The organism is Anaeromyxobacter dehalogenans 2CP-1, from assembly GCF_000022145.1.
Lineage (GTDB): Bacteria > Myxococcota > Myxococcia > Myxococcales > Anaeromyxobacteraceae > Anaeromyxobacter > Anaeromyxobacter dehalogenans.
This window is the reverse complement of the sequence record NC_011891.1, coordinates 596,343-613,233: the sequence shown is the minus strand read 5'-3', so window position 1 is coordinate 613,233 and position 16,891 is coordinate 596,343. Positions and strand designations below refer to the sequence as shown.

20 protein-coding genes are annotated in these 16,891 nt (G+C 77.8%); 8 read left to right on the top strand and 12 right to left on the bottom strand.

All coding sequences use genetic code 11. The features are described from left to right. Positions 1–31 precede the first annotated feature (31 nt). Entirely contained in the window at positions 32–1,204 is a 1,173-nt protein-coding gene (locus A2CP1_RS02655) for a vitamin K epoxide reductase/DsbA family protein (protein ID WP_012631939.1), read from the top strand. A 150-nt stretch (positions 1,205–1,354) separates the two neighbouring features. Here A2CP1_RS02655 and A2CP1_RS02650 read toward each other — a convergent pair whose 3' ends face one another. From A2CP1_RS02650 to A2CP1_RS02620, 8 genes are all read right to left on the bottom strand, one after another. Then, entirely contained in the window at positions 1,355–2,686 is a 1,332-nt protein-coding gene (locus A2CP1_RS02650) for a sigma-54-dependent transcriptional regulator (RefSeq protein WP_012631938.1), read from the bottom strand. A 9-nt stretch (positions 2,687–2,695) separates the two neighbouring features. After that, on the bottom strand, positions 2,696–3,940 hold the full coding sequence (locus tag A2CP1_RS02645) for a sensor histidine kinase (protein WP_012631937.1): 1,245 nt from the start codon (positions 3,938–3,940) through the stop codon (positions 2,696–2,698). Next, a complete protein-coding gene (locus A2CP1_RS02640; protein ID WP_012631936.1) occupies positions 3,940–4,917 on the bottom strand; it encodes a hypothetical protein in 978 nt (325 codons plus the stop codon). Before A2CP1_RS02640 ends, A2CP1_RS02645 begins: the two co-directional genes overlap by 1 nt. Before the next feature lie 289 nt (positions 4,918–5,206). After that, a complete protein-coding gene (locus A2CP1_RS23665; RefSeq protein WP_012631935.1) occupies positions 5,207–5,344 on the bottom strand; it encodes a hypothetical protein in 138 nt (45 codons plus the stop codon). Further along, positions 5,341–5,949, bottom strand: a complete 609-nt coding sequence (locus tag A2CP1_RS02635) for a hypothetical protein (RefSeq protein WP_012631934.1) — start codon at positions 5,947–5,949, stop codon at positions 5,341–5,343. The genes A2CP1_RS23665 and A2CP1_RS02635 overlap by 4 nt, the downstream gene beginning before the upstream one ends. 11 nt (positions 5,950–5,960) lie before the next feature. Then, complete coding sequence (locus A2CP1_RS02630) at positions 5,961–6,683, bottom strand: hypothetical protein (RefSeq protein ID WP_012631933.1); 723 nt, start codon at positions 6,681–6,683, stop codon at positions 5,961–5,963. Positions 6,684–6,833: 150 nt separating this feature from the next. Beyond that, on the bottom strand, positions 6,834–7,442 hold the full coding sequence (locus A2CP1_RS02625) for an alpha/beta hydrolase family protein (RefSeq protein ID WP_012631932.1): 609 nt from the start codon (positions 7,440–7,442) through the stop codon (positions 6,834–6,836). Further along, positions 7,439–8,296 carry a PfkB family carbohydrate kinase gene (locus tag A2CP1_RS02620; protein WP_012631931.1) on the bottom strand — a complete coding sequence of 286 codons (858 nt, stop codon included), beginning with the start codon at positions 8,294–8,296 and terminating at the stop codon, positions 7,439–7,441. Before A2CP1_RS02620 ends, A2CP1_RS02625 begins: the two co-directional genes overlap by 4 nt. A 101-nt stretch (positions 8,297–8,397) precedes the next feature. Between A2CP1_RS02620 and nikR the strand changes: the two genes are divergently transcribed. The 5 genes from nikR (at position 8,398) to A2CP1_RS02595 (ending at position 11,390) form a co-directional block, all read left to right on the top strand. Continuing rightward, complete coding sequence (nikR, locus tag A2CP1_RS02615) at positions 8,398–8,817, top strand: nickel-responsive transcriptional regulator NikR (RefSeq protein ID WP_012631930.1); 420 nt, start codon at positions 8,398–8,400, stop codon at positions 8,815–8,817. Positions 8,818–8,944: 127 nt separating this feature from the next. Then, positions 8,945–9,385, top strand: a complete 441-nt coding sequence (locus A2CP1_RS02610; protein ID WP_012631929.1) for a hypothetical protein — start codon at positions 8,945–8,947, stop codon at positions 9,383–9,385. Between the two features lie 28 nt (positions 9,386–9,413). Beyond that, on the top strand, positions 9,414–10,046 hold the full coding sequence (locus tag A2CP1_RS02605) for an energy-coupling factor ABC transporter permease (RefSeq protein WP_012631928.1): 633 nt from the start codon (positions 9,414–9,416) through the stop codon (positions 10,044–10,046). Then, positions 10,033–10,599, top strand: coding sequence for a hypothetical protein (locus A2CP1_RS02600; RefSeq protein ID WP_012631927.1), 567 nt, complete (start codon positions 10,033–10,035; stop codon positions 10,597–10,599). Before A2CP1_RS02605 ends, A2CP1_RS02600 begins: the two co-directional genes overlap by 14 nt. Before the next feature lie 2 nt (positions 10,600–10,601). After that, the gene (locus tag A2CP1_RS02595) at positions 10,602–11,390 is read left to right on the top strand and encodes an energy-coupling factor ABC transporter ATP-binding protein (protein ID WP_245529966.1); all 789 of its coding nucleotides are present in this window, start codon (positions 10,602–10,604) and stop codon (positions 11,388–11,390) included. A 23-nt stretch (positions 11,391–11,413) separates the two neighbouring features. Here the strand turns inward: A2CP1_RS02595 and A2CP1_RS02590 are convergent, their stop codons facing one another. The 4 genes from A2CP1_RS02590 to A2CP1_RS02575 form a co-directional block, all read right to left on the bottom strand. Beyond that, entirely contained in the window at positions 11,414–11,845 is a 432-nt protein-coding gene (locus A2CP1_RS02590) for a bacteriohemerythrin (RefSeq protein WP_012631925.1), read from the bottom strand. Between the two features lie 175 nt (positions 11,846–12,020). Beyond that, positions 12,021–12,782: a thermonuclease family protein gene (locus A2CP1_RS02585; RefSeq protein WP_012631924.1), complete on the bottom strand. Its 762-nt coding sequence runs from the start codon at positions 12,780–12,782 to the stop codon at positions 12,021–12,023. Positions 12,783–12,814: 32 nt separating this feature from the next. Beyond that, the gene (locus tag A2CP1_RS02580; protein ID WP_012631923.1) at positions 12,815–13,645 is read right to left on the bottom strand and encodes a YwiC-like family protein; all 831 of its coding nucleotides are present in this window, start codon (positions 13,643–13,645) and stop codon (positions 12,815–12,817) included. A 180-nt stretch (positions 13,646–13,825) separates the two neighbouring features. Next, the gene (locus A2CP1_RS02575) at positions 13,826–15,364 is read right to left on the bottom strand and encodes a DUF3943 domain-containing protein (RefSeq protein WP_245529965.1); all 1,539 of its coding nucleotides are present in this window, start codon (positions 15,362–15,364) and stop codon (positions 13,826–13,828) included. A 112-nt stretch (positions 15,365–15,476) separates the two neighbouring features. Between A2CP1_RS02575 and A2CP1_RS02570 the strand changes: the two genes are divergently transcribed. Together A2CP1_RS02570 and A2CP1_RS02565 are read left to right on the top strand one after the other, a co-directional pair. Then, a complete protein-coding gene (locus A2CP1_RS02570) occupies positions 15,477–16,040 on the top strand; it encodes a TMEM165/GDT1 family protein (protein WP_012631921.1) in 564 nt (187 codons plus the stop codon). 84 nt (positions 16,041–16,124) lie between these two features. After that, positions 16,125–16,826 carry an MgtC/SapB family protein gene (locus A2CP1_RS02565; RefSeq protein ID WP_012631920.1) on the top strand — a complete coding sequence of 234 codons (702 nt, stop codon included), beginning with the start codon at positions 16,125–16,127 and terminating at the stop codon, positions 16,824–16,826. The last annotated feature ends 65 nt before the right edge of the window (positions 16,827–16,891 follow it).

Here is a 16,891-nt window from a genome sequence, read left to right as displayed (position 1 = left end):
CGCCCGGGCGACTTCCGGTTACCATCCCCCCGTGCCCGCATCCCACGTTCCCGACACCTCCAGGGGCAAGCAGCCCGATCGCGGGGGGCTCCCCGCCCGCTCGCGCGCGCTCGCGCTCGCCATCCTCGTCCTGGCGCTGGCCGGCGCCGGCCTCGCCGCCGAGCTGACCCTGCTCCACGGCCGCGCCCACGCCGGCGGCGCGTCCAGCTTCTGCGCCATCTCCGAGCGCGTGAACTGCGACAAGGTCGCCCTGAGCGCCTGGTCGTCGCTGCTCGGGGTGCCCCTCGCGGCGTGGGGCCTCCTGGCGTACCTGGTCGTCGCCGCGCTCGCGCTCTCGGCGCTCCGGCGGCCGCGCGGGGACGCCGGATGGCCGGCCGGGCTCCTGTTCGCCGCGTCGGCGTTCATGGCGGCCGGGGCCGTGTTCCTGGCGGCGATCTCCGAGCTGGTGATCGGCTCGCTGTGCATCGTGTGCGCGGGCTCGTGGCTGGTGTCGTTCGCGCTCGCCGGCTGCTCGTTCGCCCTGGCGCGGCGCGCCGGCGGCCCCGCGGCCGCGCTCCGGTCCGACGTGGCCACGCTGCGCGCGCGCCCGCTCGCGTCGGCGACGGCCGCGCTCGCGCTCCTGGCCGCCTCGGGCGGGCTGCTGGCCCGCTACGCCGGTCCGCCACCCGCCCCGGCGGGCGCGCCCGCCGCCGCGCCGGCCGCGAGCCTGGGCCCGCCCGGCTCGATCGTGCTGTACGAGTACAGCGACTACGAGTGCCCGTTCTGCGCCAGGAGCCACGAGGCCAACAAGCCCATCCTGGCGTCCCGGCCCGACGTGAAGGTGGTGCGGCGCCACTTCCCGCTCGACGACACCTGCAACCCGAAGCTCATCCGGCCCTTCCACGTGGGCGCCTGCGATCTCGCCCGCGCGGCCATCTGCGCCGAGGCGCAGGGCCGGTTCGAGCAGATGGACGACGCCTTGTTCCGCAACCAGGCGGAGAAGGCGCCGGTGCGGGAGCTGGCCCGGCGGATCGGGCTCGACCTGCCGCGCTTCGAGGCCTGCCTCTCCTCGCCCGAGACCGAGAAGCGCCTCGCCGACGACATCGAGAGCGCCATCCAGGCCGGCGTGCGCGGGACCCCGAGCTACGTGTACGGGGGCAAGGTCTACCCCGGCGACCTCGCCACGCTGCTCGGCGCCAAGCCGGCGGCCGCGAGCGGCGGGTAGCGCTCCCTCGACGCCGCGGCACCCGCTCACCCTGAGCGTCCCTCGACTCCGCGCGGCCCCAGGGGCCGCGCTACGCTCGGGATGAGCGAGCGAGCCGCAGGCTCGCCGGAGTCGAAGGGTCGGGGTGAGCGGGGCGGAGTCGAAGGGCCCCTACTCGCCCTCCACCGCGAGCCCGTGGCTCGCGAGCAGCGAGTACAGGCGGCGCCGGGTCACCCCGAGCAGCCTCGCGGCGCGGGTCTTGTTCCCGCCGGCGCGCGCGAGCGCGGCCTCGATCACCTCGCGCTCGAACGCGTCCAGGCCGAAGCCCTCCACCAGCAGCTCGGCGGCGCGCCCGGCGGCCCGCGGCGCCGCGCCGGGCGCGACGTGCTCGGCGCGGATCTCGCCCTCGCCCGCCAGGATGAGCGCGCGCTCGAGCGCGTTCTCCAGCTCGCGGACGTTCCCCGGCCAGGGGCGCTCCAGCAGCCGCGCACGCGCGTCCGGGCCGAGCCGCTCGGGGGGCACGCCGTGGCCGGCCAGGTGGCGCTCGGCGATGGGCAGCACGTCCTCGCGCCGCTCGCGGAGCGGCGGCACGCGGATCGCGAAGACGTCGAGCCGGTAGTAGAGGTCCTCGCGGAACGCGCCCGCGCCGACCGCCGCGGCGAGGTCGCGGTTCGTCGCCGCCACCACCCGCGCGTCCACCGTCCGCGGCGCGGTCGCGCCGAGCGGCACGAAGCTGCGGTCCTGCAGGAACCGGAGCAGCTTCACCTGGGTGGACGGCGGGATCTCGCCGATCTCGTCGAGGAACAGCGTGCCCCCGTCGGCGGCTGCCAGGTGGCCGGGGCGGCGCTGCGCCGCGCCGGTGAACGCGCCGCGCTCGTGGCCGAACAGCTCGCCCTCGAGCAGCGTGTCGGGCAGCGCCGCGCAGTGCACCTCCACCAGCGGCCCGGCCGCGCGCCGGCTCCGCCAGTGGACGAGCCGCGCGAGCTGGCTCTTCCCGGTGCCGCTCTCGCCGAGCAGGAGCACGGTCGCGTCGGTGGCCGCCACCTGCTCGGCGGCCGCCACCGCCGCGCGCATGCCCGCGCTCTCCGCCACCAGGTCCGGGGCGAGGCGCGCCACCAGCCCGGCGCTCCGGGCCGCGGCGGCGCGCTGCTCGGCGAGCCGGCGCACCCGGAGCCGCAGCTCGTCCATCGGGAACGGCTTCGTCACGTAGTCGGCCGCGCCCGCCTTCATGGCCTCGACCGCGCTCTCGGCCGAGCCGTGCGCGGTCATCATCACCACCTCGGGCGGCGGGGTGCGCGCGCGCGCCGCGCGGAGCACCGCGAGGCCGTCCACCTGCGGCATGCGCAGGTCGGTCACGACCACGTCGAACGCCCCCTCGCCGAGCCGCGCCAGCGCCTCGACCCCGCCGCCGGCGCGCACCACCTCGTGCCCGTCCAGCTCCAGCATCTCCTGCACGAAGCGGCCGAGCTTGGGCTCGTCGTCCACCACCAGCACGCGGGACATGCGGCGATCCTATCCGGGCTCGAGCGGCAGGGTGAGCGCGAACGCCGCGCCGGGCGGGCCCGGGTCGGCGAGCTCGAGCGCGCCGCCGTGCCGCTCGGCGATGCGCCGGGAGATGGCGAGCCCCAGGCCGGCGCCGCGGGCGCGGCCGCTCGCGAACGGCTCGAACAGGCGTGCGCGCACCGCCGCGTCCACGCCCGGCCCGTCGTCGCGCACCTCCAGCCGCGCCATCGGGCCGGCCGGGCCGGCGGTGACCGCGACCCGGCGCGCCCCGGCCAGCGCCGCGTTCTCGAGCAGGTTCGCGAGCACCTGGCGCACCCGCGCCGCGTCGGCGCGCACCCGGAGCGGCGGCACCGAGAGCGCCACCTCGACCGACGGGTGGGCGCGGCCCAGCGCGCGCGCCGCCTCCGCGGCGAGCTCGGCGAGGTCGGCCGGCTCGGCGGCGATGGCCGGGTCGCGCGCCAGGTCCAGGAAGTCCTCGGTGAGGCGGCGCAGCCGCTCCACCTCGCCGAGCACGTCGGCGAGCGCCTCCTGGTCGCGCGGCGCGAGCGCGGCCCCGGAGCGCGCGCGGACCAGCTCGGCCGCGCCGCGGATGACGCCGAGCGGGTTGCGGATCTCGTGCGCGACCATGGCGGCCATCGTCGCGAGCGCCTCGCCGCGGGCGGCCCGCGCCGCGGCCCGCGCCGAGCGCCGCTCCGCCCGCGCGAAGCCGGCCGCCCCGAGCGCCAGCGCCAGCGCGGCCAGCGCCGAGAGCGCCACCCCCGTCCACAGCGCCCGCCGCAGCCCGGCGCGCGCGGCCGCGAAGCCCTGCCCCGCCTCGAGCGCCAGCGCGGCCACCGGCGCGCCGTCCGGCCCGCGCACCGGGAAGTAGCCGGTCGCGACCGGGAGGTCCCCGACCGCGTAGGCGAACGCCACCGAGGGCTCGCCGCGCAGCGCGCGCGCCACCCGCGCCGGGTCCGCCCGGAGCAGATCGGCGCGCCCGCCGGCCGCGCCGGTGGCGTCGGCCAGCACGCGGAGGTCGCGATCGACGAGGTACGCCCCCTCCAGCCCGTTCGCGGCCATCACCGCGCGGAGCGCGGCCGGATCCGCGCCGGCCCGCCCGAGCAGCTCGGCGGCGGTGGCGCCCGCGCCGGCGAGCCGCTCCTCGAGCACGCGATCCAGCGCCGCGGAGGCGGCGCGGTGGAGCGCGAGCGTCGCGCCGAGCGCGCCGGCCAGTCCGAGCAGGCCGGCGAGCAGCGGCGCGAGCGCGCGGCCCATCAATACCCCGCCGTCCACTGCAAGCCGACGGTGGGCACGAGCTTGTCGTACTCGAGCGACGGGATGCTGGAGAGCGCGCGGCGGGCCTGCAGGCCCAGGCGCGCGGTGAGCCGGCGGCCCAGGTCGAGCTCGCCGAGCAGCGCCGCGTCGAGGTAGGTGTCGCGCCGCGTGTCGAGCAGCACCGGGTCCGCCGCGTCGTACGTGCGGAAGGAGGCGCCGACCTCGCCGGCGAGGCGGGCGCGCGCGCCGAGCGGCAGGCGCAGCTCGGCGCGGGGACCGTGCTCCACCCAGGACAGGTAGCCGACGTCGGCCGCGTCGCGGCCGGCGCCGTAGGCGAGGCCGAGCCAGGCCAGGCCGACCGGGAAGGCCAGCTTCACCTCGCCGCGGGTGAGCACGCCGGAGAACGGATCGTACGCGCCCGAGTACGACTCGAGGCGCACGAACGCGGTCCCGGAGAGCACCGCCCGGCCGAGCGGCAGGCCGGCCGACGCGAGCAGCCGGTGCGCGGAGAGGTAGCGATCGCCCGCCAGCGTGCGGTAGCCGTAGGCGTACTCGGCGAGCAGCGAGGCCGCGCCGGCGCGCGCCTGCCAGCCGGCCGCGCCGTCGAGCGCGGCGAGGTCGTAGGCGCCGAGCTGGAACTGCTCGTGCGCGGCGCCGCCGGCCCGGAGGTATGGGCCCACCGCGCCGCGCGGCCGCCACAGCCCGGTCGCGCCGACGGCCCAGATGCCGTCCGCGTCGCCGCTGCCCGCGGAGCCGGGCGACGCCAGCGTCACGTTGGAGTCCCAGCCGCTCTCGGCCCAGGCCGACAGCACCAGCCGGCCGTCGCGGCTGGCGAGGCGCGACAGGTCGGTGGCCATGCGCGCCAGGGCCGGGTTGGCGGTGGCGGCGTCGAACAGCGAGGCCGCCTCGGCGCCCTGGCCCGCGCGGAGCGCGACGAGGCCGAGGTAGAGCCGGGCCAGCTCGCGGTGCGCCGGCACCCGCTCCGCCTCGCGGAGCAGCGGCCGCGCCGCGTCGTCCTCGCCCAGATCGTACCGGCAGATGCCCTCCAGCAGCGCGGCGGACTCCCCTGCCCCGGCGGCGCGCGCCGCGGCGAACGCGTCGGCGGCCTGGCGCGTCTCGCCGGCGTCGAGCAGCCGCAGCCCCTCCTCGAACGGATCCGGGCCGGCCGGCCCCGCCGCGCACAGCTTCGCGAGCGCGGCGCGCGAGCGCGCGTCGGCGGGGTCGCGCTCGGCCGCCGCCCGGAACGCGGCGGCGGCGGTGCCGCGGTCACCGGCGCCGAGCGCCCGCCTCCGCCACGGCGCGGTACTCGGCGGCGGCGGACGCGTCCGGCGCAGCGGCCGCGGCGACCGGCGCGCAGGGCGAGGTGGCCGCGGCGGCCGCGGCGAGCAGGAGGGCGGCGATCACGGGCGTGCCTCCGCCGCCTCGGCGCGGGCGGTGAGCCCGGCGAGCAGCTTGCGCGCGTCGTCGCGGCGGTAGCCGTCGCGCCGCCGGGCGGAGAGCCCCGCGGCCTCGCGGCAGAACGCGGCCGCGGCGGCGGGGCGCCGCTCGCCGCCGAGCGCCTGGCACCGCGCCAGGTAGAAGTCCACCGCGGCGGTGGAGGGCTCCGCGCGCAGCGTCCGGGCGATGTCGGCGCGGAGCCGCGCCGCCTCGGCGGCGACCCGCGGCCCGGAGCGCTCCCCGACGCCCGCGAGCAGCGCGTCGGCGCAGAGGTACAGGCGCGCGTCGTAGCACGCGAGCGCCTGGTAGTAGGCGATGAGCGCGTCGCCGCCCGCGGCCGCGCCCGTCCCGAACGCCTCGAGCGCCTCCTCGGGACGGCCCAGCTTGACCAGCGTCGCGCCGGCGTACGGCCGCGCGTCCGGATCGCCCATCCGCTCGGCGACCCGGAACTCCACCAGCGCCTCGGTGTAGCGCCCCTCGCGGAAATGGCGTGCGCCGGCGAGCAGGTGCTCGCCGGCGTCCGCGCCGGCCGCGAGCGCGACTCCGAGGAGGATCAGGGCGTGCGTGCTCACGGCCGCACCGCTCAGCGCATCCCGCCGTGGTCGCCCATGCCGCCGCCGGTGCCGGACCCGCCGTCCATGCCGCCGGTCCCGCCGTGACCGCCCATGGTGCCGCCGTGCATTTCCATCAGGTGGTGCGCGCCAGCGGCCTCGCCGCACTCGCCCGCGCCGTTCATGCCCTCCCCGTGGCCGGTGCCGTGGTGCCCCTGCGCACCCTCCGGCCGCTGCGTCGCGGCCTGGCCCGCCTGGTGCCGGAGCGCGTGCCGCTCGGCCGCGCGGGTGGCCTGCGCCTCGCGCGCCTCGGCCGCGCTGCGCTGGGCCATGCCCTGCATCGCCTGGCCGGGCAGCTCGGGGTGGGCGGCGCCCACCGGCGCGTGCTGCATCATCGCCTCGTGCATCTGGGCGCGCGCCTGGTCATGCATCCGCGCGCGGGTCTGGTCGCCGGTGCCCGTGCCCGTTCCGTCGTGCAGCCGGTCGCGATCCTGCGCCATCTCACGGACCTGGTCGCCCATGGCGGTGGGATCGGCCTGGTGCGCCGGGTCCTTCGCCATCTGCCGGACCTGGTCGCCGATCCCGCTGCCGTCGTGGAGGCGGTCGTGCTGGCGGAGCTGGTCGCCGGTGCCGGTGCCGTCGTGCAGGCGATCGTGATCCTGCTGCTGGACCGAGTCGGTGGTCGGGGTGGTCTGCGCGCGGGCGGCGCCGGAGGCGAGCAGCGCCGCTGCGGCTCCGATGATCCATCGCTTCATGGTGTCCTCACTGCGCCGCGACATGCGGCTCGACCTGATCCCAGAGCAACCCGCGTGCCGCACCGGATCTCGCGGGGTTGCGCCGCCCGGAGCGCCCCCCGGTGTACCGGATGGTACGCCCGCGCGTACGGGCCGGTACAGCGCCCTCGTTCAGCGGACGGCGTCGGCCAGGAAGGCGCGCACCGCCTCCAGGGCGCGGGCCTCGACCTCCGCCTGCGTAGTGCCGCGGGCCCGGAGCGCGCGCACGCCCGCCTCGAGCGAGTGGTTCCCGTCCTCCACCACGTGCAGCGCGCTCGGCGCGCGCATGCGCCGGCGGACGCCCTCGAGCGCGTCGAGCGGGCAGAGCGGATCGCGGGTCCCCTGCACGAACAGGACGGGCGCGCGGAGCGCCAGCAGCACCTCGTCGCGCAGCGCGCCCGAGGCGCCGCGCAGCGGGTAGCCGAGGCACACCAGGGCCGCGACCTCCTCCTCGAGCGCGAGGTGGCAGCCGACGCGCGAGCCCATCGACTTCCCCGCCAGCACCACCGGTCGGCGCGAGCGCCCGCGCAGCGTCCGGAGCGCGGCCCGGTGCGCCTCGAGCAGCACCGGCAGCCGGTCCGGGGAGCGGCGGCCGGCGAGCCGGTAGGGGTAGTCGAAGCGGCCCACCTCGCCGAGGGCGGAGAGGTGTCCGGCCCAGCGCTCCATCCACGCCGAGGTGGACGGCGCGCCCGCGCCCGGCGCGAACAGGACGAGCGGTCGCAGCCGCCGTGCGCCGCTCACGGCGCCTCCAGCGGGAGCTGGCCGTCGCGCGGGTCCACCGCGCGCAGCACCGCCGCCCCGTGACGGCCCGCCGCCGCGCAGGCGTCGCGGAGCGGCAGCCCGGCCGCGAGGAAGAACACGAGCGCGCCGGCGAAGCTGTCGCCCGCGCCGTAGGCGCCGCCGACGGCCTCGGGCGAGGGCGGCGCCGGGAAGCGCTCCACCCCGGCGGCGGTCTCGATGATGCCACCGGCCGCGCCCTCGGTGAGCACCAGCGCGGCCGGCGGCATCGGGTAGTCGGCGCGCGCGCTCACCTCGCGCGCGTCGAGGCGGCTCCCCACCACCACGTCGGCCGCCACGCCGGACCGGGCCAACGCCTCGCGGCGGCGGGCGGTGACCACCAGCAGGCGCGCCGCGCGGGCGGCGCGGAGCGCGGCGGGATCCTGCGCGGTGAAGTACGCGGCGTCGCAGCCGGCCAGCGCGCCCCAGGGCAGCGGGTCGTCGGCGCGCGGGTGGAGCGGCTCGCCGACCACCACGATGGTCCGCTCGCCGTCGGGCGTGAGCAGGACGAGGTCGCGGGTGTGCGGCTCGGCGCGGCGCGCCGCGTGCACGCGCACGCGCGCGCCGGCCGCGCCGAGCGCCCGCTCCACCTGCGCGCCGGCCTCGTCGTCGCCGAGCGCGGTGTACAGCAGCACCTCGGCCGGCGAGCGGGCGAGCTGCCAGAACGCGACCCCGCCCCCGCCGCCCGGGAACCAGCGCGGCGCCTCGAGGTGCGCGATCTCGCCGGCGCGCGGCACCGCCGCCACGCGGCCGATGGTGACGTGCTCGACGTGGCCGACGACGGCGAGCCGGAGCGGGGGGCGAGCGGGCGACGTCATGGCCTGGGAGGTAACACGGCCCGACGCCCGCGGCCCGCCCCGGCGCGGCGCAGTTGTGGGCGGGGCCGCCCTCCGGTAGCGTCGGCGCGCACGGAGGCCACATGCTGGAGCGCATCGGGATCTCGCTCGAGGACGGGCTGCTCGAGCAGTTCGACAAGCTCATCGCCGAGAAGGGCTACGTCAACCGCTCGGAGGCGATCCGCGATCTCATCCGCGACGCGCTGGTGCAGCGCGCGTTCACCGAGTCCTCGGGGCGCGAGGAGCGCGTGGCGGTGGTGACGCTGGTCTACGACCACGACTCGTCCAGCCTGGCGCAGAAGCTCGCGCACATCCAGCACGAGAACCACCGGGCGGTGGTCTCGGCCCTGCACGTCCACATGGACCCGCACAACTGCCTCGAGGTGCTGGTGCTCCGCGGGCGGGGCAAGGACGTGGTCGCGATGGGCGAGAGCCTGGTCGCGACCAGGGGCGTGAAGTACGGCAAGCTCGTGCCGGCCACCGCCGGGCACGACCTCGGCTGAAGGGCCCGCCGCGCGCTGCCTGCGTCGTCCCGTCCGGTTGACCCGGCCGCGGGACTCCAGTATCACGCCCCTCGGAATCGTGCTACGCGCCCGCGCCCCCCGGCGTCCGGCGCCGGGAGCCTCGCCGATGCGAGCCGCGCTCATGCTGCTGTCCGTCCTGCTCGCCCCCGCCGCCGCCCGCGGCCACGAGGTCCTGCACGAGCTCGTGCCCGGGCACGCGGCCGGGCTGCGGGTGTACGAGTCCGACGGCGAGCCGCTCGCGGATCGTGCGTACGAGCTCTGGTCCCCGTCCGACGCGCGAGCGCCCTGGCAGGCCGGGCGCACCGATCGCGCCGGCTGGATCGCCTTCGTGCCCGACGTGCCCGGCGCCTGGCGCGTGAAGGTGGTCGATCCGGGCGGGCACGGGCTCGACACCACCGTGCAGATCGCACCGGGCGGACCCGCCGCCGGCGCGCCCTCCGGGCCGGGCGCGGGCTTCGTGCTGCGCCCGCTGCTCGGGGCGGCGGTCGTCGCGGCGATCTTCGCGGCGCTGTTCCTGGTCCAGCGACGCCGGGGCGTCCGCCGGTGAGCCGGCGTGCCGGCCAGGGAGGCTAGCGGTGCACGTCCCGGACGGCTTCCTCTCGCCCGCCATCACGCTGCCGGCCTACGCGGCCGCGGCGCCGCTGTGGGCGCTGGCCGCCCGCCGCCACCTCGGGCGCGACGCCGCCGACGCGCTGCCGGTGGTGGGCGCGCTGACCGCGCTCGCGTTCGTGGTGCAGACCCTCGCCATCCCGGTGCCGGGCGGCACCTCCACGCACCTCGTGGGCGTGACGCTGCTCGCGCTCCTCTACGACCCGCTGCTCGCGTTCCTGTGCCAGTCGCTGGTGCTCTTGCTGCAGGCGCTGTTCTTCGGGGCGGGCGGCGTCACGGTGCTGGCGGTGAACGCGCTCGCCATGGGCCTGCTCGGCCCGCTCGCCGGCTGGGCCGTGCACCGGCTGCTGCGGCGCCGGGCCGCACGCGCCGCGGCGTTCCTCGGCGCGTGGGTCTCGATGCAGGTGGCGGCCGCGGCGGTCGCGCTCGTGCTCGGGCTCCAGCACCGGATCGCGCCGGAGTACTTCCCGGTGCCGTTCGCGGTGTCCGGGGCGGCGCTGCTCGCGCCCAGCCTGGCGGTGACCGGGCCGGTGGAGGGGCTGTACACGCTGCTCGCGCTGGCGCTCCTCCGGAGGGCGGATCTCCGTGGCGCCGCCTGACCCGCGCCGCGAGCGGCTCCTGCTGGCCGGCTGGCTCGCCGCCGCGTTCGCGCTCTCGGCGGTGACCGACCTGCGCACCCTGGGCCTGGCGGCGCTCGCGGCCGCGGTCGCGTTCCGGCGCGGCCTGCCCCGCGCGCTGGCGCGGGTGGCGCGGCTGGTGCTGCCGGTGACGCTCGGCATGTCCGCGCTGTCCTGGGCCTTCCTCCGCCTCGGCGCGCCGGCCGCGCCGCCGATCGCGCCGTTCCTCGCGCTCACCGCGCGCACGCTCCTGCTCGCCTTCCTGGCGTTCTCGGTGCTCGCGCGCGTGAACCTGCTCCGCGCGCTCGCGCCCTGGCCGGCGGCCACTCGGCTCGTGGTGATCGCGCTCGCGCAGATCCACGCGCTCCGGCTGCTCGCCACCGAGTCCGCCGACGGCCTGCGCAGCCGCCTGCCGCGCCGCCCCGGGCCGCTCGACGTGGTGCGGAACGCGAGCGGCATCACCGCCGCGCTGCTGGTGCTCGCGGTCCGGAACGCGCGCGAGGTGTCCGACGCCATGCGGTCCCGGGGGTTCTAGCCGTGGAATTCGAGGTGGACGTCGGGCGGATGGAGCTGCGCGGGCGGCCGGTGCTGCGCGAGCTCCGGTTCTCGGTGGCCGCGGGCGAGCGGGTGGTGCTGCTCGGCGTGAACGGCTGCGGCAAGACCACGCTGCTGAAGCTCATGGACGGGCTCGCGTTCCCGCAGGAGGGCGCGGTGCGCTGGCGCGGGCGCGCGCTCGACGCTCCCGCGCTCGCCGGGGCGGCGTTCCGGCGCGCCTTCCGCGGCGAGGTGGCGCTCCTGTTCCAGAACGTGGACGCGATGCTGTTCAACCCGTCGGTCGCCGACGAGATCGCGTTCGGGCCGCGGCAGCTCGGCGTCGCGGAGCCGGAGGTCGAGGCGCGGGTGGCCCGCTGGGCGGGCGCGTTCGAGCTCACCGCGCTGCTGGAGCGGCCGCCGTTCGAGCTGTCCGGCGGCGAGAAGAAGCGGGTGGCGATGGCGGCGCTCATGGCGGTCGGACCGAAGGTGCTGCTGCTCGACGAGCCCACCGCCGGCCTGGATCCCGCGAGCGCGGGGCGGCTGGTGGACTTCCTGGCCGGGCTGGAGCGGGTGACCGTGGTCACCTCCACGCACCACCTGACGCTGGCGGAGGAGCTGGGCACGCGGGCGGTGCTGCTCGGGCCGGATCGCCCCGGCGTCCTGTTCGACGGCCCCACCGCCGCGCTGCTCGGCGACGAGCGGGCCCTGGTGGAGAGCGGGCTCGCGCACCGGCACGTCCACGCGCACGGCGTGGAGGTGCACGCGCACTTCCACGTGCACGACACCGAGTAGCCGCGGGCGCGCGCCCGCGGGGATCAGCGGATGGGGATCACCACGGCGCCTGCCGGCTGCACGGGGCGGACGTGATCGGCGAGGCGGCGGTCGGAGCCCGCCATGTGGCCGGCCAGGCCGGCGCGGAGCTCCACCGCGAACGCGAGCGCGAGGTCGTCCTCACCGCGCTCCAGCGCCCCCTGGATCTCGCGCATCGCCTCGAGGAGGGTGCGGTGCTCCGACGCGTGGTCGGGGAGCCCGACGAACGCGCTCGCCTGCATGAGCATCTCCTCGCTGCCGAAGTGGATGCCGCTGTACGAGAGGAGCTGGGCCGAGAGCTGCCGGGCCATCCAGGGACGCGCCTGCTCGATGGCCTCGGTCAGCGCGGTGACGAGCGCGATCTGCAGGTGGTGCTCGTGATCCATGGCCTCGTGGCCGAGGTCGAGCTTCTCGTTCCAGGCGTGCGCTTCGATCATGTCCGGGCTCCCGGCGCCCGGTCGGGCGCCTCGCCACAGTCCTTCCATCCGTACCCGCCAGAGGCAAGGCCTATCCGGGTAGGCCCGAACGAGCGAGCCTGGCGGGCGCAGGGCAGCTACACGGTGGGTGACGCCAGTGAGCGGAGCGTGACGCCCGCCGGCGCCGCGGGCCCGACTACCGGCCGCCCAGGCAGCGCGGGCGATCGCGGAAGCGGCGCTCGTACGGGACGTAGACCAGGCACGAACGCCCGCCGCCCTCCCCCGCGCACACCTCCTCGCAGGCGCGGTACGTCCGCGCGTGCGGCCGCGCCGTGGCGGCGCCGGTGCGCACGTCGACGAGCCGGTCGTACGCGCCGCGCCGCCCCAGCCCGGCCTCGCCGGCCGAGTGCGCGCTCGAGACGATCACGTCCGGCACGCCCTCCGCCCACATGCCGGCGCCGGCGCGCTGCGCCTCCTGCTGCGCAGCGAGCAGCGCGGGATCGGCGGGCCCGTCCATCGCGAACACCGTCGCGAGCCCCTCGCGCACCAGCGCGCGCGACAGCCCGGGGCAGTCCACCAGCAGCCGCCCGTAGCGATCGCGCCCGCCGCGCCCGCGCACGCTGCGGCAGTCCCAGGTCCCGGCGGCCGCGCGCGGCCCGGCGGCGCGCGCCACGGCGAGCAGCGCCTCGGGCCGCCAGCCGCCCCAGCGGTGGACGGGGCCGTAGGTCTCGAGCGTGTTCACGCCGGCGAGCCGCGCGCGCTGGCCCGCCCGCGGGCCGGTGAGGAGCCGGAAGGTGTCGCCGTCGGTCCAGCGCACCGCGGCCGCCTCGCCGTCGAGCACCACCCGCCCCTCGGCCGCGCGCGCGGAGCGGCCGCGGCGGGCGCGGGCCTCCGACGGGGCGGCGAGCGCCAGGGCGAGGCAGCAGAGCGCGAGGAGCGGCGGTCGGGACCGGATCACGCCGCCAGGATCGCACGGCGGGCGGACACGCGTCAGCGGAGGCCGACCACCAGGATGACGAGCGTCACCGCCGACGAGCCCACCAGCGCCCAGCCCAGCTCGCGCAGCCGCTTCGGCGAGACGCGCACCAGGCACACCACGATGGAGAAGAGCGCGGTGGGGAGCGTGGCGAGCGCGAGCGCGCCGGGCAGGCCCGCCGCGCTGAGCGCCACGGCCGCGACCGCGAGCAGGCCCGCCAGCACCGCGTGGCGGCGGCCCGGGTCGGCCGCGCCCTTCGACCGGACGCGCACCAGGATCACCTGCACCGCGAGCGTGGCGGCCCCGAACGCGAGGATCCAGGCGAGCAGCGCGGCGAGCGCGGCGGGGTGCTCGGCGCCGGCGGCGAGCGCCACCGCGTAGCCGGCGGAGGCGAGCGCGGCGGCCACCGTGATCTCGCCGGCGACCGTCTTCTCGAGCCGGCGCCAGACCAGCACGCCCACCACCACCGCGAGCGCCGCCGGGAGCAGCAGCGCGAGCCGCGCGGCGGGCGGCGCGAGCGCGATGCCGGCGAGCCCGGTGGCGGCGGTCAGCGCGCCGAGCGCGGCGAGCCAGCGGCGGGCGCGCGCCCCGTCCTCGGCGACGGCGCGGCGGCCCCGCTGCCCGAGCACGATCAGCAGCGGCTCGTGCGCCACGAACGCGAGCACCACCGCGGCGGTGAGCAGCCAGGCGGCGGCGCCGGGCCGGGCGATGGCGAGCGCGGTGAGGAGCGGCATGGCGAGCTGGCCCCAGGCGCCGTGCTCGTGCGGCAGCATGGAGCGGCGCTTCGCCGGCGCGGCGGCGGGGGCCTCGGGGGCCTGTCGGGCGATGATGGGCTGGCTGGGCACTTCGCGGGCTCCGGAGGACGTGGGGGTCACCCGTCGATGTAGCAAGGGGGCTGCCAGCCGCAACCCCCGGGTGATCCGCGGGTTTCCTGGTCCGCGCCCACCGCGCACCCGCCGGTCGGTGCAGGCCCCACGGATTCCCGACGGTCGCGACCGCCCAGGGACCGTCCGGGCGGCCCCGGGTCACTGGGTCAGCAGCGCCGGGTCGAGCGGCTCGGGCGGCGCGTGGAAGCCGTTCATCTCCCAGAAGACGCGCACGCTGCGCCCGGTGAACGCCTCGCGGCCCCCCGTCTCGGGCCAGAGGGTGCGGGTGTGGAGCGTGCCCTCGATGCCGACCCCGTGCTCGCCGGCGATCCGCACCACCACCGCCGCGTCGCCCGCGCCGATCAGCTCGTCGCCGCCGATGGTCCCGGCGCCGAAGAGCAGGTAGTGGCGCAGGCCCAGCCGCACCGTGGCGCGCTCCGCGGCGGTGAGCTGCAGCTCCAGCACCGACTGGCCTCCCGGGCCGAGCCGGTAGTCCCGCCCCTTGCCCTCGGCGTCGCGCGCCACCTGCCCGCCGCCGCCGATGAGGATCCCGGACACGATCGCGGTGCCCTCGACCCGCACGTCGTGCGCGAGGAGGCGGCCGCCCGAGGTGCCGAGGCCGAGCGCGCTGGTGGAGACGCGGAACACGCCCGGCGTGTCCAGGTCGAAGCTCCCGTACAGCCCGTAGACGCCGCGCCAGCCGGCCGGGTCGCCGTAGGTCGCGCCCGCCAGCAGGCCGCGCAGGATGAGGGTCGCGTCGGGGTTGGAGCGGCCCGCGTACGCCGCCTCCAGCTCGAAGTGGTCGAACGGCCGCTCGAAGCGGAAGGCCGGATGCCACGCGAGCCCGTGCACCATCCGGAACGCCACCTCGGGCGAGGTCTCCCAGCCCGGCGGCGGCCCCGCCGCGTCCCACGCCAGCCGCGCGGCCACCGGGCCGGCCGAGAGCGTCCACGCGCGCGGCTCGTCCAGCTCGTCGTGGCCGTCGTGGAGCAGCCCGTGGTTGAGCGCGTCCATGGGCGCGAGCAGGCCGGCCCCGAGCTCGCGCCAGGGGTTCCTGCCGTCGCCGCGCAGGATGCCCGCGAGGCGGAACAGCACCTCGCCGAGCACGATGCCGCCGATGGGCGTCGTGATCTGGTCGTTGATGGAGGGCGGCTCGGTCTCGCCGGCGATCTCCCAGACCAGGCTGGAGGCGATGGTGTACGGCGTCGAGCCCCAGAAGCCGAGGCCGGCGCTGCGCGCCGCGGTCATCGACCACATGCCCTGGTACGGATGGCCGAACTGGTTGATCCAGAACTGGTCGTCGTCGAGCACCCAGGCGCTGCGGAGGTTGCGGCCGATCGAGTCGCCGGTGATGTCGGCCCAGGGCGCCTCGCCCACCCAGCGGTTCCAGCCCATCATCGCCAGCGTGACCGCGGCCGACTCCGCCGCCGGGAGGAACACGTTCGCGCCGGGCGGGAGCGGGTGCGGCGAGGGGCGCGGCGAGAGCGCGGGCGGCGGCAGCACCGAGGCCGGCAGCGTCGCCGCCGTGGCGGCGGGCGCGTCCGGCGCCACCGCGCGCAGCGGCGCGGCCGGCGCCGACGCGGCGGCGACCTCGTCCTCGGCGGCGGGTGGAGGCGACCGCGGGTCCGCGGCGTCGTGGGGCTGCGGCCAGGAGAGCGCCAGGCAGGCGGCGGCGATCAGGACACGGCGTGCGGGCACGGCGGAGCCCCGCATCTAGCATCCCCGCGCGCGCGGCGCCAGCCACCGGCGATAGGCTTTGACCCGCCCGCGCCGGTCCGGTATCCGTGCGCTCCCCGCCCTGCGGCCCACCATGGAATCCATCCTCGGATCGTTCCTGCTCGTCGCCGCGAGCGAGATGGGCGACAAGACCCAGCTCCTCGCGTTCTCGCTCGCCACCCGCTTCCGGAAGCCCTGGCCCATCATGGCGGGCATCCTGGTGGCGACGCTCGCCAACCACGGCTTGGCCTCGTCGCTCGGCGCCTGGATCTCGGCGAACGTGCCCGCGCGCATGCTGGCCGGCGTGCTCGCGCTCACGTTCCTGCTGTTCGGCCTGTGGACGCTGCGCCCGGACTCGCTCGAGGCGTCGAAGGGGCCGGAGCGCTTCGGCGCGTTCCTCACCACCACCGTCCTGTTCTTCCTCGCCGAGATGGGGGACAAGACGCAGCTCGCCACCGTGGCGCTCGCCGCCCGCTACGGCGACGTGATCCGGGTCACCATGGGCACGACGCTCGGCATGCTCGCGGCGGACGGGCTGGCGGTGTTCCTGGGCGAGAAGCTCGCGGCGCGCGTGTCCTCGGCGCGCATCCGCTGGGCGGCGGCCGGCCTGTTCTTCCTGTTCGGCCTCATCTCGGCCTGGGCGGCGATCGCCGGCTGATCCACCGCGGGATCGCGCCGCCGTCGCGAGGCAGGGCCGGGTCGCGAGCTTGCGCCCGGCCGCCCGAGGGGCGAACCTTCTGACGTGCCGCCCGCGATCGTCGACGCCGAGGACCTCCGCATCCTGGCGCACCTGTGCGTCGCGCTGGTGGTGGGCGGCGCGATCGGCATCGAGCGCTCGTACCACGGCCGCCCGGCGGGCTTCCGGACGCACGCGCTCGTGTGCCTGGCCTCCAGCCTCCTCATGCTGCTGACGCTGTACCAGCAGCGGTGGTTCCCCTCCGCGGAGTCGGTGCGGCTCGACCCGACGCGCATGGCGCAGGGGATCATGACCGGCATCGGCTTCCTCGGCGCCGGCGTGATCTTCAAGGAGGGGATCACCGTCCGCGGCCTCACCACCGCCGCGTCCATCTGGATCACCTCCGCGATCGGCGTGATGGTGGGCAGCGGCATGTACTTCCCGGCGCTCGCCGCGACCGTGCTGACGCTGGGCGTGCTCTCGGGGTTCCGGCTGATCGAGGCGCGGCTGCCGGCGCACCAGTACGCCGCGCACCGCCTGCGCTTCCACCGCGACGAGGCGCTCGGCGAGGAGGCGGTGCGCGAGCTCCTCGCCCGCCACGGCTGCAAGGTGAGCTCGATGTCCTGGCGGCTCACCGACGAGGGGCGCTGCGTGGAGTACCGGATGACCGTCCGCACCTCCGACGCGCGCAACTTCTCCAGGCTGGCCGCGACGCTGCAGGGGCTCGCGGTGGTCCGCGAGTTCGTGCTCTCGCCCGCCGGCGACTGACGGCCCGCGCCCGCCGTGCTCGCGCGCGCCGCGCGGCGCGCTGGCGTGCCGGGCGGCTCTCCTCC

Bases quoted from the DNA above. Each gene is read 5' to 3' on its own strand.
- A2CP1_RS02590 (WP_012631925.1), bottom strand. From the start codon at position 11,845: ATGATCGAAGCGCACGCCTGGAACGAGAAGCTCGACCTCGGCCACGAG.
- A2CP1_RS02650 (WP_012631938.1), bottom strand. From the start codon at position 2,686: ATGTCCCGCGTGCTGGTGGTGGACGACGAGCCCAAGCTCGGCCGCTTC.
- A2CP1_RS02645 (WP_012631937.1), bottom strand. From the start codon at position 3,940: ATGGGCCGCGCGCTCGCGCCGCTGCTCGCCGGCCTGCTCGGACTGGCC.
- A2CP1_RS02610 (WP_012631929.1), top strand. From the start codon at position 8,945: ATGCGAGCCGCGCTCATGCTGCTGTCCGTCCTGCTCGCCCCCGCCGCC.
- A2CP1_RS02570 (WP_012631921.1), top strand. From the start codon at position 15,477: ATGGAATCCATCCTCGGATCGTTCCTGCTCGTCGCCGCGAGCGAGATG.
- nikR (WP_012631930.1), top strand. From the start codon at position 8,398: ATGCTGGAGCGCATCGGGATCTCGCTCGAGGACGGGCTGCTCGAGCAG.
- A2CP1_RS02630 (WP_012631933.1), bottom strand. From the start codon at position 6,683: ATGAAGCGATGGATCATCGGAGCCGCAGCGGCGCTGCTCGCCTCCGGC.
- A2CP1_RS02620 (WP_012631931.1), bottom strand. From the start codon at position 8,296: ATGACGTCGCCCGCTCGCCCCCCGCTCCGGCTCGCCGTCGTCGGCCAC.